The organism is Nocardia salmonicida (assembly GCF_036142455.1).
In the GTDB taxonomy this organism is placed as follows: domain Bacteria; phylum Actinomycetota; class Actinomycetes; order Mycobacteriales; family Mycobacteriaceae; genus Nocardia; species Nocardia salmonicida.
Window position 1 is genome coordinate 6002824 of record NZ_CP108014.1, and the last position, 15795, is coordinate 6018618.

The 15795-nt window shown below is 68.8% G+C and carries 12 protein-coding genes; 4 read left to right on the forward strand and 8 right to left on the reverse strand.

Translation table 11 applies throughout. The features are described 5' to 3' along the window. Positions 1-25: 25 nt before the first annotated feature. From OHS03_RS28115 to OHS03_RS28140, 6 genes are all read right to left on the reverse strand, one after another. Entirely contained in the window at positions 26-700 is a 675-nt protein-coding gene (locus OHS03_RS28115; protein ID WP_328658222.1) for a 5-oxoprolinase subunit B family protein, read from the reverse strand. A gap of 15 nt (positions 701-715) precedes the next feature. Next, positions 716-1465 carry a LamB/YcsF family protein gene (locus OHS03_RS28120; RefSeq protein ID WP_056822648.1) on the reverse strand — a complete coding sequence of 250 codons (750 nt, stop codon included), beginning with the start codon at positions 1463-1465 and terminating at the stop codon, positions 716-718. Positions 1466-1564: 99 nt separating this feature from the next. After that, on the reverse strand, positions 1565-2758 hold the full coding sequence (locus OHS03_RS28125; protein ID WP_328658224.1) for a sulfate/molybdate ABC transporter ATP-binding protein: 1194 nt from the start codon (positions 2756-2758) through the stop codon (positions 1565-1567). Beyond that, positions 2755-3624: an ABC transporter permease gene (locus tag OHS03_RS28130; protein ID WP_328658227.1), complete on the reverse strand. Its 870-nt coding sequence runs from the start codon at positions 3622-3624 to the stop codon at positions 2755-2757. The genes OHS03_RS28125 and OHS03_RS28130 overlap by 4 nt, the downstream gene beginning before the upstream one ends. Beyond that, positions 3621-4373 carry a molybdate ABC transporter substrate-binding protein gene (modA, locus tag OHS03_RS28135; protein ID WP_328658229.1) on the reverse strand — a complete coding sequence of 251 codons (753 nt, stop codon included), beginning with the start codon at positions 4371-4373 and terminating at the stop codon, positions 3621-3623. Before modA ends, OHS03_RS28130 begins: the two co-directional genes overlap by 4 nt. Continuing rightward, positions 4370-4768, reverse strand: a complete 399-nt coding sequence (locus OHS03_RS28140) for a TOBE domain-containing protein (RefSeq protein WP_328658231.1) — start codon at positions 4766-4768, stop codon at positions 4370-4372. Before OHS03_RS28140 ends, modA begins: the two co-directional genes overlap by 4 nt. A gap of 138 nt (positions 4769-4906) precedes the next feature. On the opposite strand from OHS03_RS28140, the gene OHS03_RS28145 reads away from it, so the two are divergent. Then, entirely contained in the window at positions 4907-5722 is an 816-nt protein-coding gene (locus OHS03_RS28145) for a hypothetical protein (protein ID WP_328658233.1), read from the forward strand. Here OHS03_RS28145 and OHS03_RS28150 read toward each other — a convergent pair whose 3' ends face one another. Next, complete coding sequence (locus OHS03_RS28150; protein WP_328658234.1) at positions 5723-7186, reverse strand: CCA tRNA nucleotidyltransferase; 1464 nt, start codon at positions 7184-7186, stop codon at positions 5723-5725. A 514-nt stretch (positions 7187-7700) separates the two neighbouring features. On the opposite strand from OHS03_RS28150, the gene OHS03_RS28155 reads away from it, so the two are divergent. Next, entirely contained in the window at positions 7701-8156 is a 456-nt protein-coding gene (locus tag OHS03_RS28155) for an NUDIX hydrolase (protein WP_056822633.1), read from the forward strand. After that, a complete protein-coding gene (locus tag OHS03_RS28160) occupies positions 8153-10612 on the forward strand; it encodes a DUF6049 family protein (RefSeq protein ID WP_328658237.1) in 2460 nt (819 codons plus the stop codon). The genes OHS03_RS28155 and OHS03_RS28160 overlap by 4 nt, the downstream gene beginning before the upstream one ends. Positions 10613-10684: 72 nt before the next feature. Here the strand turns inward: OHS03_RS28160 and OHS03_RS28165 are convergent, their stop codons facing one another. Beyond that, positions 10685-11014, reverse strand: a complete 330-nt coding sequence (locus tag OHS03_RS28165) for a hypothetical protein (protein WP_328658239.1) — start codon at positions 11012-11014, stop codon at positions 10685-10687. A gap of 915 nt (positions 11015-11929) precedes the next feature. Here OHS03_RS28165 and OHS03_RS28170 point away from each other — a divergent pair. Then, positions 11930-15547 carry a murein biosynthesis integral membrane protein MurJ gene (locus OHS03_RS28170; RefSeq protein WP_328664441.1) on the forward strand — a complete coding sequence of 1206 codons (3618 nt, stop codon included), beginning with the start codon at positions 11930-11932 and terminating at the stop codon, positions 15545-15547. Positions 15548-15795 lie beyond the last annotated feature (248 nt).

Sequence of the window (15795 nt, forward strand, 5' to 3'; positions counted from 1 at the left end):
CAGCCATTGTTTTCCGCCGAAGCGGCTATTCCGCGGAAGCGATGAATCTGACCGCCGAACCCGCCCGCACCAGCGCGGGTGGATCTCGGTCCACCGCCCACATTCGCAGATCGGTGGTGCCGATCAATTGCCATCCGCCCGGTGTGCCGCGCGGGTACACCGCCGAATATCCGCCCGCGAGTGCCACCGCGCCCGCCGGGATGGCCGTGCGGGCGCTGGTACGACGCGGCACCGTGAGCCTGCCGTCAGGCGAGGTGAGGTAGCCGAAACCGGGTGCGAAGCCCACGAACGCGCACCGCCAGACGGTGCCGGTGTGCGCCGCGATCACCGCCGGGATCGACAGGTCGAGCAGCCGGGCCACCTCGGGCAGATCCGCGCCGTCGTAGCGAACGGGAATCTCCACGACCGACTCCGTATCGGCCACTGTTCCACGGGAAACATCCGGCGAATCCGCTTGCGGTGGCTCGTGATCGAGCCGGTCGAGCAGCGCGACGAGTTCCCGGCGGACCTGCACGCCGTAGCTCACCGAATGCATGGTGACCAGCACGGTTTCCGCCGCGGGCAGCACATCCTCGACACCGGCGATCGCGTGCACGCGCAGCGCCGAGGCAAGGCGCTGCACCGGGCGCGGGTCGTCGAGGGTGATGAGCACGGCGCGGTCACCCGCGGGTCGGATCCGCGCGTTCCAATCGATGTCCATCGTGCCTCCCACCCCTCAGCTGAACGGCTCCACCGGTATTCCGGCTTCGTCGAGCGCTCCCCGAATCCGGCGAGCCATCTCGACGGCCGCCGGAGAGTCGCCGTGGACGCACACGCTGGCCACGGACACGGCGACCGTACCGGGACCGTCTACGGTACGCGCGGTCCCCGACAGCGCAAGAGTTGTCGCCTGCGCCACGGCGTCGTCGGCCGACAGCACCGCCCCGGCAACTCCGCGCGGGGCCAGCGAACCTGTTGCAGTGTAGGCCCGGTCGGCGAATCCCTCACCGACGAAACGCACGCGCTGCGCGGCACGTTCCAGTTCGGTGCCCGCCGGACCGAGCAGCGTGAGGCCCGGTTCTGCCTCGGCCACCGCGGCGACAAGGGCCTCGGCGAGCAGACGATCGCGCGCGGCCGCGTGATAGAGGGCGCCGTGCGGTTTCACATAGCGCACCCGATCACCCGCGGCCCGGGCGAAGGCGGCGAGGGCGCCGATTTGATAGAGCACCTCATCGCGCAGATCGGCCGGGGCGATGGCGACATCGCGGCGGCCGAAACCCACCAGATCGCGATAGCCGACATGCGCGCCGATCCGCACACCCTTGGCCACCGCCAGTTCACAGGTGCGGCGCATGATGGTCGGGTCGCCGGCGTGGAATCCACACGCGATATTCGCGCTGGTCACGATGTCGAGCATGGCGGCGTCGTCACCCATCCGCCACGGGCCGAAGCCTTCGCCCAGATCACTGTTCAGGTCCAGCGGCATGTGCTGCCCTCCGGTCTTCGCGGGTCACTCGCCGGGTATGTACCCCGGTTATTCGAGCATGAACGCACAGATTCATACCGTTATCACCGAGGGCGTGGTTCAGCAGGCGTACACGCGGACCTCGGTGGCCTTCACCGCGAAGTGCACCCGCGCACCGACGGTGAGCTGGAGTTGAGCGACGGCTGCCGGGGTCAGGTCGGCACACAGGCCGGGCGTCCGCGGTGCGTCACCGCGGACTCGGACGATGCCGCCGCGGTCGGTGATCTCCGCGATGTCGACGGTGAAGACGTTGCGTGGGCTGCCGCCCGGCCGGGTGCGGAACACCGACACCGCGGCCGGGGAGAACACCGCGGCCGCGCGGGCGCCGGGGACGAAATCGCCGACGACGCAGCCATCGACGCCCAGGTCTTCGACGAGCACGGTCCCGAAGGTCGGGGCAGGATCGCCGAGGTGCGTCCGCGGCATCGACGGTTCGCCTGCGCCTGAACTCGGCTGATCCCAGGACCGATCCTCGGCCGGCAGCGCTGACTCGACGCCGGTGCCGCGCAGGAGGTTGAGGCCGGCGATGCGGGCGGCGAAGGGGTTGCGAGGGTGCGACATCACCTCGGCGACCGGACCGGATTCGACGACGCGGCCTGCCTGAAGGACGACGAGCCGGTCGGCGAGGGTGATGGCGTCGATGATGTCGTGGGTGACCAGGACGGCGCAGCGTGGGTGGTCGCGGCCCGGTTCGTCGCGCAGGACGCGGCGCAGCAGGGTGCGCATGGCCGGGGCTACGTCTACGTCGAGGGCTGACATGGGTTCGTCGAGGAGCAGCAGGTCGGGGTCGACGGCGAGGGCGCGGGCCAGGGCGACGCGCTGGGCTTGGCCGCCGGAGAGTGCGCCGGGGTGGCGGTCGGCGAGGTCGGTGGCGTCGACCGCTGTCAGCCAGTCGGTGGCGATTCTTCGCGCGGCGGAGTTCTTCGCGCCGCGGCTGCGTGGGCCGAAGGCGACGTTGTCGAGCACGCTGAGATGGGGGAACAGCAGTGGATCCTGGGCGAGGAGGGAGACCGCGCGTCGATGTGGGGGGAGCGCGATGCCTTTCGCCGAGTCGGTGAGCGTGCGGTCGCCGAGTCGTACATGTCCTTCGTCGGGAACGATCAGCCCGGCGATCACCTGTAAGAGACTGGATTTACCCGCGCCGTTCGGACCGAGCACGGCCAGGACTTCGCCGGGGGCGACGTCGATCCGCAGGTCGAGATCGCGGGCGGCGATCCGCGCCGAGACCGAGAGCCCGGTCGAATCCCCGGTCACTTCGCACCGCCGATCACCGGCGCGTCACCGGTCGTCCGGGTGCCGGCGCTGCGGAGTTGTGTGCCGGGGATCGGACTGGTTCGACGGTAGGCGAGCAGGACTATCAGGACGGCGACGATGATCAGCACCACCGAGAGCGCGACGGCCGCATCGGGATCGGCTTCGCGCTGGAGGTAGATCTCCAATGGCAGGGTGCGGGTACGCCCCTGCAGGCTGCCTGCGAAGGTGAGCGTGGCGCCGAACTCGCCGAGCGCCCGGGCGAAGGCGAGGACCGCGCCGGAGATCAGGGCGGGGCGAAGCAGAGGCAGGGTGATCCGCCACCAGACCGTGCCCGGGCCCGCACCGAGCGTCGCGGCGATCTGCTCGTAGCGACTACCCGCCGTCCGCAACGCCCCCTCGATCGTGAGCACCAGAAAGGGCAGTGCCACAAAGGTTTGCGCCAGGACCACCGCGGTCGTGCTGAAGGCGATATGAATTCCGGCCGCCTCCAGATGTTCGCCCAACAGCCCACGCCGACCGAACACGTAGAGCAGCGCGATACCACCGACCACCGGCGGTAACACCAAGGGCAGCAACACCAGTGCCCGAAGTACCGGCAGCCCACGCCATCGAGCCCGTGCCAGCACCGCGGCCATCGGCACACCGAACACCACACACAACGCGGTGCTCGTGGTCGCCGTTCGTAGGCTCAACCACAATGCTTCCCTTGATGCTTCGGTAGTCACGAGTTCGACGAATCGCCCCCACTCGACCCCCCAGGCCAACGCCGCCAGCGGAAGCACCACCAATGCGAACCCGACTACGGCGGGTACCAGTAACCACCGGGGCAGCCCGGTGGTCACGCGGCGCCGACCCGCGCCGATCACGGTGCGCCGAACCCCGCGGCGGCCAGGGCTGCTCGGCCGGTGGGCCCGGTGACCAGTTCGGAGAACTTTCGCGCGTTCGCGGCTTGCTTCGAATCCGCCACCACCGCAATCGGATACGTGTTCACCGCGGCTGAGGCCTCGGGTACCGCGACGGTGCTCACCTTCGCTCCCGCGCCCGACGCGTCGGTGACGTAGACGAAGCCGGCGTCGGCTTGTCCGGAGGTCACCTTGGTGAGGACGTCGGCCACCGAGGATTCCTCGCTCACTGGACGCAGCGTGGCACCCGCGGCATCGGCGACCTTCTTCGTTGCCCGGCCACACGGGACCTGGGGGGCGCAGACGACCAGAGTGGCGTCAGCGAGGTCGTTGATCCCGTTGATGCCCTTGGGGTTTCCCGCAGCGGTGACCAGTGTGAGGACATTGGTGGCGAAAGTGGTGGGCGTAGCGGTGATTCGGCCACTGTGGACCGCCTTGTCCATGGTCGGCTGGTCGGCCGACGCGAAAACATCGGCGGGAGCACCGGCTTGGAGTTGCGCGGCCAGGTCGGACGATCCCGCGAACGAGAACTGCACGTCCACATCAGGATTGGCGGACTCGAAGTCCTTCTCCAGATCGGTGAAGACGCTCTTCAACGAGGCCGCGGCGAACACTGTCAGCGTGGATTTCTCTGTGCCACCGCTGTTCTCACCCCCACAGCCGCTGGCCGTGAGCACCACCAGCGCGGCGCCGACCGCGACCCGGCGGATCATTCGGCGGCCTTTTCGACCACCACGGTCGTGGCCTTGACGCTCGCCAGCGCGACGCTGCCCGGCTCGAGCCCCAGCTCGCGCACCGATTCGCTGCTCATCAGCGAGACCACCGTGAAAGGACCGCATTGCATCTCCACCTGTGCCATCACCGTGTCGGTCACCACGCGGGTGACCAGACCGGGGAACCGATTGCGCGCCGAGCTGGCACTACCCACCTGGGTCTGTGGCGTGCGCGCCTGGTCGACGGCGTGTTCGGCGAGCTCCCTGCCGTCCAGCACCAGGCGGCCCGCGGCATCCTTGGTCGCCGTCAGGGCGCCCGTATCGATCCAGCGACGCACCGTGTCGTCGCTGACGCCGAGCAGTTCGGCCGCTTCCTTGATTCGCAGTTTCGCCACGCGATCAGGATAGTTCCGCAGATTCGGACATAACAAGCAAACAACTCCGCACCTTCGGAAAGAACAGGTCGTGATATCCCATAATCGGGTCACACTTCATGGCCACCGACGATTCGGCCAAGTACGCTCATAGCCATCATGGCCACGTATTTCGATCCGAAGTCCTGGTCACTGGCGGGCGCTGTCGATATGGGCAAACGCCTGCTCGACCCGTCTTGGATCGACCAGTGGCTCGGCTTCACCACGTCCTGGGCCGATCCCGTCGCCGACCTGGGCTCCGGCACCGTCACCGCGCTCATGCCCGATGTGCTGATGACCGTGCTCAGCGAGGGCATCCTCAGCCGTTTCGGCGGTCAGGAGATCAGCGCCACGCTGCTCGAGCACGACCTCACCGCCACCCTCGACTCGTTCAAGCTGCGCAGACGCGGCGCTCACTTCCAGAGCAAGACGGTGCTGTCGAACCTGGTGTGGGACTCGCATCCCTTCGACACGGTCACCGTGGTCGCGCACGGCGTGCGGCTGATTCCCGGTGTGCCGACCAAGGTCCGGGTTCAGCAACTCGACATCGAGGGCGCCATCGGGATCGGCGCGATGGCCGAATGGGTGGACGCCCAGAACCTGGACTGGCGGGTGCGGCTCGACGAGCGCGGACACATCGTCGCGACGCATCGCACGCGCAAGATGCGGGCGGTCGTCGACGGGCAGGTCTATGACAACCTGCTCACCCTCGACATCCGCAGGGCCAGTTGGTACGGCATCCGGCTCCCCAAACGAGTCATCCCCGCACCCGCGCTACTGCTCGACGACCTGCCCAACCGGGCGAGCATTTCCTACGCGCACCGCCGCGGCGACGTGGTGAAATTCCGGCTCGAATTGCCGGAGACCACCGGCTCGTTCGACCTGACCCAGATCCGCGACGCCATCATCGCGGGCACGACACTGATCGTCTTCTGATCAGTTCTGCTGGGCCCACCATTCTCGGAGGGCCGCTTCGGCCTCTTCCCGCGTCATCGGACCGCGGTCGAGGCGCAGGTCTTTCAGGTACTTCCACGCTTTACCCACCTGCGGACCCGGCGGCAGCCCGAGCAATTCCATGATCGCGTTGCCGTCCAGGTCGGGTCGCACCCGTGCCAGATCCTCCTGCTCGCGCAGGGTCGCGATCCGCTCCTCCAGCTCGTCATAGGTCGAGCTCAGCGCGGCGGCGCGGCGCTTGTTGCGCGTGGTGCAGTCGGCGCGTACGAGCTTGTGCAGCCGATCGAGCAGGTCGTCGGCATCGGTGACATACCGGCGCACCGCCGAATCCGTCCACTGGCCCTTGCCGTAGCCGTGGAAACGCAGGTGCAGGAACACCAGGCGCGCAACCTCTTCGGTGAACGCCTTCGGGTACTTCAGCGCCCGCATCCGCTTGCGCACCATCTTCGCGCCGACCACCTCGTGGTGGTGGAAGCTGACGCCGCCCGCCGGCTCGTTGCGCTTGGTGTCGGGCTTGCCGATGTCGTGCAGCAGCGCCGCCCAGCGCAACACCAGGTCGGGGTCGCCTTCCTCCTGGTCGATCGCCTGCTGGAGCACGGTCAGCGAATGCTGGTACACGTCCTTGTGCTGGTGGTGCTCGTCGATCTCGAGCTTCATCGCGGGCACCTCCGGCAGCACCCGCTGCGCCAGACCGGTGTCGCACATGAGGTTGATGCCGTCGATCGGGTGGTCGGCGCCGATCAGCTTGTCGAGTTCGGCACGCACCCGCTCTGCGGTGATCCGGTCGATCTGATCGGCCATCTCGACGATCGCCGCCCGCACCCGCGGCGCCACCTGGAATCCCAGTTGGGCGACGAAGCGCGCGGCCCGCAGCATGCGCAGCGGATCGTCGTCGAACGAATCCTGCGGCGCCGCAGGGGTGTCGAGCACGCCTTCGAGCAGCGCGTCGATGCCGTCGAGCGGATCGACGAATTCCAGCGACCCATCGGCGGCGATCTTGACCGCCATCGCATTCACCGTGAAGTCGCGGCGCACCAGGTCGCCCTCGAGGGTGTCACCGAACGTGACCTCGGGATTGCGCGAGACCCGGTCGTAGGTATCGGCGCGGAAAGTGGTGATCTCGAGCTGCTGATCGTCCTTGGCCGCACTGACCGTGCCGAACGCGAGGCCACCGGTATCCCACAGATGGTCGGCCCACCCCCGCATCAGCTCCTGCACAACCTCCGGCCGCGCATCGGTGGTGAAGTCCAGGTCGTTGCCGAGCCGACCGAGCACCGCGTCACGCACGCTGCCACCGACCAGATAAAGAGTGTGCCCCCGCTCGGCGAACATCCCCCCCAACGGCGCCAAAACATCATTGAGCTGCCCCAACGTCACCGCCGCCCCCGCCAGCAGGCGAGCACGACGATCCGCCACAGCATCAGGGACAACATCGGGAGAAACCACATAGGCACTTTACCGACCCCGTCGAATCGTTTCCCTTCAGTCCACCACCCCCTACCCACACCCCACCCGAGCCCGCCAGAACAACACGACCAGCCACACCGCCCACCCCATACCCGCCGAAACCCCACGACCAACCACACCGCCCACCCCATACCCGCCATGACCGCACTCCCGACCCCGCACCCGCGACCCCTAGGGAGCGGCGGCCACGAAGTGGCCGGTCGCGGCCGGGTCGCCGGTTAGGCGCCGTTGCGTAGGCGACGAAGGAGCAAGCAACGGCGCCTAACCGGCGGCCCCTCAGGGCCGCGACTCGAGCGCGCCAGCGCTCCAATAAACACAGCCCCAAACCTCCCAGGACTACCGAACAACAAATCCCGCCCCCGCACCCTCACCCGCGCCCACACTCAATATGCACAGCTAAGCTGGCGGAGTGTCTCCTCCGGCCGATCGCGCGAACAGTCGACGCCGCCAGCCGCGGCGGCGCGGTTCGGCGAACACTGCCGGCAAACCCCGCATGCGCACCGTCCGGGAAACCTCCGCGGGCGGGCTGGTCGTAGAAGGTCTCGACGGTCCGAAAGAGCAGCGCACCGCCGCGTTGATCGGGCGGACCGACAGAAGAGGCCGTCTCCTGTGGTCGCTGCCCAAAGGCCATATCGAAGCGGGCGAGACCTCCGAGCAGACCGCGATCCGCGAAGTCGCCGAGGAAACCGGAATCGACGGCGAAGTGGTCGCCGAACTCGGCAGTATCGACTACTGGTTCGTGACCGAGGGCAGACGGGTACACAAGACCGTGCACCATTTCCTGCTGCGATGTCTCGGCGGTGAGCTGTCCGACGCCGACGTCGAAGTCACCCAGGTTGCGTGGGTTCCGTTGAGCGAGTTGGATTCCCGATTGGCCTACGCCGACGAGCGGCGGCTGGCCGAAGTGGCGAATCGATTGATCGACCGGATGGAGACCGGCAAGCGATGACGGGTGGACTGATCCGGCTGATCACGGCGGTCCTGACCATCTTGGGTTCGATGACGCTGCTGCCCGCGCACGCGCACGCTCAAACGGACGGGTCGGGAACACCGAAGTTTCTCAAGCTCACCCTGGACGCGGTGGCGCCGGGCACGGTGACCACCGGCAGCGATCCGAAGCTGACCGTGTCGGGCACGGTCACCAATATCGGCGATCGGGTTGTCGACGATGTGAGCGTGCGAATCCAGCGCGCGCCCGCGGTGGATTCGCCGAGCGGGCTGCGCAGTTCGCTGCGCCTGGACCAGGTGAACTACGAGGTGACAGGTCCGTTCCAGGATGTGGCGCCGCAGTTGAGTCCCGGTCAGCGCAAACAGTTCTCCGTGAGCATCGCATTGCGCGCGGGCTCGGAGGCCTCGCTCGGACTGACCGGTCCCGGGGTGTATCCGCTGCTGCTCAATGTCAACGGCGAACCCGCCTACGGCACCCAGGCCAGGCTCGACGACGCGCGCTTCCTGCTGCCCGTGCTCGGGTTGCCCGGCACCGACGACGCCAACCCACCGGTGTCGACGCCGCCGGAGGCCACGCCCGTCGCGACCACGATGATCTGGCCGCTGGCCGACCGGCCGCGCATGGTCGCGGGCAAACCCGGCGCGGTGAACGGCCAGGCCGAACTGCTCGATGACGAACTGGCGGCCTCGGTCGGCAAAGGTGGGCGTCTCGAACAGCTGGTCGCGGCGCTGGAATCGGTGGTGCCCGCGCCGGGCAAGGACAAAGGTGTGGCCGGATCGGTGTGTATCGGCATCGATCCGGACCTGGTCTCGACCGTGCAGACCATGACGCGCGGCTATCGGGTGCTGGCGAGTCCGTCGGATCCGAGCGGGGCGACCAGGGAGGGGACCGGGGCGGCGAGTGCGCTGGCCTGGCTCGACCGGTTGCGCTCGCTGGCCGGCTCGATGTGCACGGTGGCGTTGCCGTTCGCGCAGGTCGACGTGTCGGCGCTGGCCGCGGTGAACGATCCGGGACTGTCCGCGCGTGCCCTGCTCGCGCCCGCCGATGTGGTGGACTCGATCCTCGGCACGCAGTCGTTGCGCGGAGTGAGCCTGCCCGATTCGGGCAGCATCGACGATCCCGCCGGACGGCTGTTGCGCGAGCACGGATACGGCACGGCGGTGCTGGCCGGTTCGGCGGTCTCGGGTGACGGGGCGCCTGCCGATACCGACAACGCGCTCACCACCGCGCCGACCACGCTCACGCCCGATGTCGTCGTCGGAGGGGAACAGCCCGCGCCCGATGTCGTCCGGGTGCCGGATGTGAGCGTCGCCCCGCCCGTCGGCGCCGCCGCGGGCACCGATCCCGCGCTACGCGTGACCACCTTCGATATCTGGTCGGCGACCGCGCTGGCCGCGGTGGGTTCGAATCCGCCGACGCCGTCGTTCACGCCGTCGAAGGTGCGTTTCGACGTCACCAACGACTCGCGCGCGGCCCGGTTGCAGGACGCTCTCGGCGCGATGGCCTGGAGCGCGCTCAACCCGGCGCCGGACCGGCCGCGTTCGCAGCTGCTGATGCCGCCGCAGCAGTGGGGCGCCAGCCGGGAGGAGGGCGTGGCGCTGCTCAAGCAGGTCGAACTGCTCACCCGCAACAACCTCGCGAGTCCGCGCAGCTTCACCGATCTCGTCGCCCAGGCGCCCGATCCGCGCCCGTTCGCGCTGGAGTATCTGCCGCGCGCCGCACAGGATGCCGCGCCGGAACAGTTCATCGGACCGGTGCACGCCCAAGGCGCCCGGGTGACCGAGCTGATGCGCGCTCTGGTCGAACTGCCCGAATCCGAGCTCACGCCGCACGCGTTCCTGACCCCCGCGCGCGAGGATCTGCTGCGCGCGCTGAGCCTGTCCGACCGCAGGGCCGACAACGACACACTCGCCGACCTGCACGCCCAGCGACGCATCGATCAGGCCACCCGCGAACTGGACACGATGTTCTCCTCGGTGTCGGTGCTGCCGCCGGGCGGGGTGTACACGCTGGCCTCCGAGCAGAGCCCGTTGTTGCTGGTGGCGCGCAATGAACTGCCCGTCGCCATCCGGGTGATGTTCCGGATCGAGGCACCGGCCGAGACGAACATCACCGATATCGGCGAACAGCTGCTTCCGCCGTCCGGGACCCGGTCGTTCCAGATCCCGACCGAGGTGAGCGACAGCCGTAAGCTGGTAATTCCGATCGCCCTTACCACCCCGGACGGGATAGCGCTAGGAGAGGCCACCTCGGTCTCGGTGCGCTCGAACGCCTACGGTCAGGCGCTGGCCATAATTACCGCATGTGCCGCGATACTGCTGTTGCTGCTCGCCGGGCGCCGACTGCTGCGGCGGTTCCGCGGGCAACCCGATCCCGCCGACGAAGGGTTCGCCCCGGAGACGGTCGAACGGGCGGGTCGGCTGCGACGCGCACGTCAGCGGCTGCAACGGCAGTGAACCCCCGCGCCTGACGCGCGGTCAGGGGACCATGACAGACAAGGACGAGAGTGGCACTGGTGAGCGAAACGCTCATCGGACCGGCGGGATTCGCGGGTTACGCCGGGTACAGGAGGCATGATGGGCGACGATGATTCCGCTCATCGGCGCGACCACGACGACGACCCGACCCTGCGCCGGGCCCCCAGCGCTCCGTGGGAACGTGGGATGACGGCCGGGCAAGACGCCGATCGCGACGAGGCCGTGCCGCACGTGGATCGACGCCCTGGCGCGCCTGGTCATCGACCGGAGTTCGTCGCGCCCCGCGACGGCCGTCCGCCGGTCCGACCCGGTGATCCGGCCGTCGATCCGCCTGCGATGCCGCGTCATCCCGCTGCCGGCCAGCCCGGCACACCTCGTCATCCTGGTGTCCCCGGCGCCGAACTTCCGCCCGAGAATCCGGGTCGTGGCGGCTACCGACCTGTCGAACAGACCGGTTACCGGCCGGGATCCGCCGACCCCGGCGCACCGGCGCCGCCCTCGGCGCACCGCGGCCCCCGCCCTGCCATGCCGCCGGGTCAGCCGGGCTATCGCCCTGAACCGCCGCCGCCCGGGTACCGCCCTGGACCGGACGTGCCCGCTGGACAGCGCCCAGGACCCCGACCGGGTCCGCCCCAACCACCCGCCGGCTATCGCTCCCCGGATCCGCAGCGTCTGCCGCAGGGCGAACGGCCAGGGCCGGTCCCGAACCCGCGTCAACAGCCACCCGGTCCGGCGAATCGCTCGGGTGAGTTCCCCCAGCAGCAACGTCCCGGCGGCGTGCCGCCTCAGCGCGGCGGTCCTCCCGGACGCTCCGGCGAACCACCACGTCCTGCTGCTTACGGCCCCGACGGTCGGCCTGTACCTCCACCGCAACGCCGCGCACCGGGTTCCGCCGCGCGCTCGGGCGAGTTCCCACAACAGCAGCGCCCCGGGCCCGAGGGGTTCGCCCCACGGCGGCCCGGCCCGAACCCCTCGGGCGAGTTCCCCCAGCAACGACCGCTCCCGCCGCGTGGTGCGCCTTCCGGCGCCATTCCGAGACAGGATCGGCCCGATCAGGCCGGTGGACGCCGACCGGTTGCGCCGGAGCAGGGGCGGCCTGTGCCGCCGCCGCGTGGAGGTTTCCCCGGGATGCCTGCCGCGGATCCCGCGCGGGACGGGCGCCAGGCAGGATTCGACGACCGTGGACGAGCCGTGGGCGGTCCGCCTGCTGCTGATCGGTCGGCGGAGCGGACTCAGGTCATCGCCAGGCCGAAGAAGGTGGCGGCCGAACCTGCCCACAAAGCGGGCACCGCCCCGATGAGCGCCAACGCGAAGCTGCTCAAGGACTCGGGTTCGATCGCGGTCGCGACGCTGATCAGCCGGATCACCGGGTTCGCCAAGCAACTGTTGTTGCTGACGGTGCTCGGTCCAGCCATCGCGAGTGCGTTCATCTCGGCGAACCTGATCCCGAACATGGTCGCCGAGCTCGTTCTGGGCGCCGTTCTCACCGCCATCGTCGTGCCGACCTTGATCCGTGCCGAGCAGGAGGACGCCGACAACGGTGCCACGTTCGTGCGCAGACTGGTGACGGCGGCCTTCGCTGTGCTGTTCGTCGCCACCGTGCTGACCTTGGCGGCCGCGCCGATCCTGGCCGGTCACGTGCTCGTCTCCTCCGACGGCAAGGTGAACACGAACCTCACCGTCGCGCTCACCTACCTACTGGCGCCCGCACTGCTCTTCTATGGCATGTCGGCATTGTTCACCGCGATCCTCAACACCAGGCAGGCGTTCAAGCCGGGTGCGTGGGCCCCCGTGATGAACAATCTGGTCGCGTTGACGGTGCTGGCGGTCTACGCGCTGACACCCGGCGAGATCACCCTCGATCCGGTGCGGATGAGCGATCCGAAACTGCTGGTCCTCGGCCTCGGTATCACCGCGGGCGTGGCGACACAGGCACTGTGCCTGCTGCCCGCGATCCGCAGGCACGGGATCAACTTGCGGCCGCTGTGGGGAGTCGACGCGCGCCTCAAGCAGTTCGGCAAGATGGGCATCGCGATCATCCTGTACGTGCTGATCAGCCAGGTGGGCCTGGTGGTCGCGAACAATGTCGCCTCCCAGGCCGACGTGGCGGGTCCCGCGATCTTCGCGAACGCATGGGCACTGTTGCAGCTGCCCTACGGCGTGATCGGGGTAACCCTGCTCACCGCCATCATGCCGAGGCTGAGCCGCAGCGCCGCCGACGACGACACCCCCGCGGTGGTCGACGACCTGTCCGTAGCCACCCGACTCACGATGATCGCGATGATCCCGATCGTCACCTTCATGACCCTCGCGGGCCCCGAGATCGGCCAGGCCCTCTACGGCTACGCGCGATTCTCCGGGGACGCCGAACGGCTGGGCAGCGCCGTGAGCTGGTCGGCGTTCTCGCTCATCCCGTATTCGCTCGTGCTCATCCATTTGCGGGTGTTCTACGCGCGCGAGCAGGCCTGGACACCGACCTGGATCATCCTCGGCATCACGACGATCAAGATCCTGCTCTCGGCCCTGGCACCGGTCATCGCCCGCGACAGCGACGACGTGGTGATCGTGCTCGGTGTCGCCACCGGCCTCGGATTCACCGCGGGCGCGGTGATCGGCGGCGTGCTGCTGCACCGCAGCCTCGGCGACTTGCGGATGGTCAATGTCGGCCGAACTGTGACCAGAGTGTTGCTCGCCTCGATCGCGGGCGGCGCGGTGATGCTGATCGTCGACACGGTGACCGGACTCGACCGGGTCTCCGGCGGCGCGGGCTCGTTGCTGCGCGTCGTCATCGATTCGGTGGTGATGTTCTCGGTGGCCTTCGGCCTGATGCGTCTGGCCGGTATCCCCGAGGTCGTCGCTATCACCGTCGCGATCTCGCGCAAGCTCGGCATCACCCCGCCCGCGCCGGATCTCGGACTCGACGACACCCCGGCAGACGACATCTACGCGACCACCGTGCTCCGCCGTCCCGATACCTATGGATTCCCCGCATACGGGCAGTCTTTGGATACCCAGACCATGGTGCTCCCCGTCATTCGACCGGGCGCTGTTGACAGCACCGGTAAAGCACAGTTCCCGTACGCTGTTCCGCAGACCGACACGGGTTTTCAGGCCGAAGGAGGACCGAGGGTGAGCGATGACGCGGTGGGCGGCGTCCCGGCCGCTGATTCTGCGGCGCGCGCGGCAGCAGGAATGTCCACCGAGGTCGGGCCCGATGCGCCGAACTCGACGGATTCCGAGCATACCGACGCGCCAGACGAAGGCGATACGCACGAAGACGGCGCGCGTTCGGCCATGCCGCCGCACGATCCGACATACGACACCGGCATGTTGCCGATTCCGCCGCAGGTGCCCCCGAGCGCCGCGGCCAACCGTGGGCAACGTGGCCCCAAACTCATCCCCGGCGCGTCCGTCGCCGGTGGCCGATACCGATTGCTGGCCGGTCACGGCGGTGCGCGTGGGCTGAAGTTCTGGCAGGCACTCGATATCAAGCTCGATCGCGAGGTCGCGCTGACCTTCGTGGACGCCGATCAGACCTCCGGCGAGAACTCGGGTCACGACGGCCCGCAGGCGGTGCTGTCGCGCACGCTGCGACTGGGCCGGATCAATGCGCCCGGCTTGGCCAGGGTCCTCGACGTGGTCCGTGGCAGCTCCGGCGGCATCGTCGTGGCCGAGTGGACCCCCGGCCGTTCGCTGCGCGAGATGGCCGAGACCGTGCCGTCCCCGGTCGGCGCGGCCAGGGCCATCAGGGCGCTCGCCTCGGCGGCCGAACTCGCCCACCGTGGCGGCGGCTCGCTGTCGATCGATCATCCCGATCGGATCCGGATCAGTGCCTCCGGCGATGCCGTCCTCGCGTTCCCCGGCACCCTCGGCGATTCCGACGCGCAAGGCGATGTCCGTGGCCTCGGCGCGATGCTCTACGCCCTGATCACCGCGCGCTGGCCGATTCGCGTCGGCGGCGTCACCGGCTCGGCGGCCACCATCGGCGGTCTGCGACTGGCCGATTTCGGGCCCGACGGCACGCCGGTGGAACCGCGGCAGATCCGGCCGGAGGTGCCGTTCGAGATCTCGGCCGTCGCGGTGCGCTCGCTGGAATCCAACAAGGGCGTGCGCACCGCTGCCACCGTGCAGCACGTGCTCGAGCAGGCCTCGGTCGTCGACCAGAAGACCGACTTCATTCCGGTCTTACGACTGGGTCAGCGGGCGGTTGCCCCCGGCGCCGATTCGCTCGCCGACCCGGAACTGCTCGCCGCCGAGCGGGAACGCTCCAAGCGGATGATGTGGATCATGGTCGCCCTCGGCGTGCTCGCGGCGCTGGTGGTCGGCGTGCTGATCTGGTGGATGGTCAGCATCTTCGCGCCAGGCGCGTCGGACAAGCCACTCGACCAGCAGATCAATATCGGGCTCACCTCGAGTGTGGCGCCGCCCGCGGCGTCCGCACCGCCCGCCGAGGACCCCGCGGCACCGCCGACGAGTGTGCCGGTGCCGGTCGCCGGTGCCGCGGTGTTCTCCCCGGAGGGCACTCCCGACGGCGCCGCGGCGGCGGGTGCGGTGCTCGACCAGAACGCGGCGACGGTGTGGCGCACCGATCAGTACTTCCAGCAGTTCCCCGCCCTCAAGAAGGGCGTGGGGCTGCTGGCCACGCTGCCCACACCGGCGAAGCTGACCAATGTGTCGATCACCTCGCCCTCCGCGGGGAGCACCGTCGAGATCCGCACCTCGCCCACCGAGGCGCCCACCCTCGACCAGACCCAGCTGATCGGTTCGGCCAAGCTCGGTGACGGGGTCACCGATATCGCCGTGCAGACCGATCAGGCCGCTCGTTTCGTGCTGGTCTGGATCACCGGGCTCGCCAACTCCGGCGGTCAGTTCCAGACCGCGATCGCCGACGTCCGCTTCGACGCGGCCCCTTAGTCTCACTGCGCCGTAAAACTCTCCCGCCTCCGCATCGCCGCAGGTGGTCGATCATTTCCGGGTCCATCGCCGAGCTTTGTCGAACCGCGGTCCGGTTGGTGCGTAATTGTTATCAACGATATGATTCCTGCGCGCTCTCGGTTGAGAGTTACCCAGGATTTGTCGACGTCGATCCTGGACGCCGCGTTGTGGTCAGGTGATGGATCGGCCTTGTTTCGCCGACTCGAAGTCGCCGTAACGAGCGCTGT

Excerpts from the sequence above, each read along its gene's own strand:
- OHS03_RS28115 (WP_328658222.1), bottom strand. The coding sequence starts at position 700 with ATGGACATCGATTGGAACGCGCGGATCCGACCCGCGGGTGACCGCGCC.
- OHS03_RS28120 (WP_056822648.1), bottom strand. The coding sequence starts at position 1,465 with ATGCCGCTGGACCTGAACAGTGATCTGGGCGAAGGCTTCGGCCCGTGG.
- modA (WP_328658229.1), bottom strand. The coding sequence starts at position 4,373 with ATGATCCGCCGGGTCGCGGTCGGCGCCGCGCTGGTGGTGCTCACGGCC.
- OHS03_RS28145 (WP_328658233.1), top strand. The coding sequence starts at position 4,907 with ATGGCCACGTATTTCGATCCGAAGTCCTGGTCACTGGCGGGCGCTGTC.
- OHS03_RS28155 (WP_056822633.1), top strand. The coding sequence starts at position 7,701 with ATGCGCACCGTCCGGGAAACCTCCGCGGGCGGGCTGGTCGTAGAAGGT.
- OHS03_RS28160 (WP_328658237.1), top strand. The coding sequence starts at position 8,153 with ATGACGGGTGGACTGATCCGGCTGATCACGGCGGTCCTGACCATCTTG.
- OHS03_RS28165 (WP_328658239.1), bottom strand. The coding sequence starts at position 11,014 with ATGACGAGGTGTGCCGGGCTGGCCGGCAGCGGGATGACGCGGCATCGC.
- OHS03_RS28170 (WP_328664441.1), top strand. The coding sequence starts at position 11,930 with ATGAGCGCCAACGCGAAGCTGCTCAAGGACTCGGGTTCGATCGCGGTC.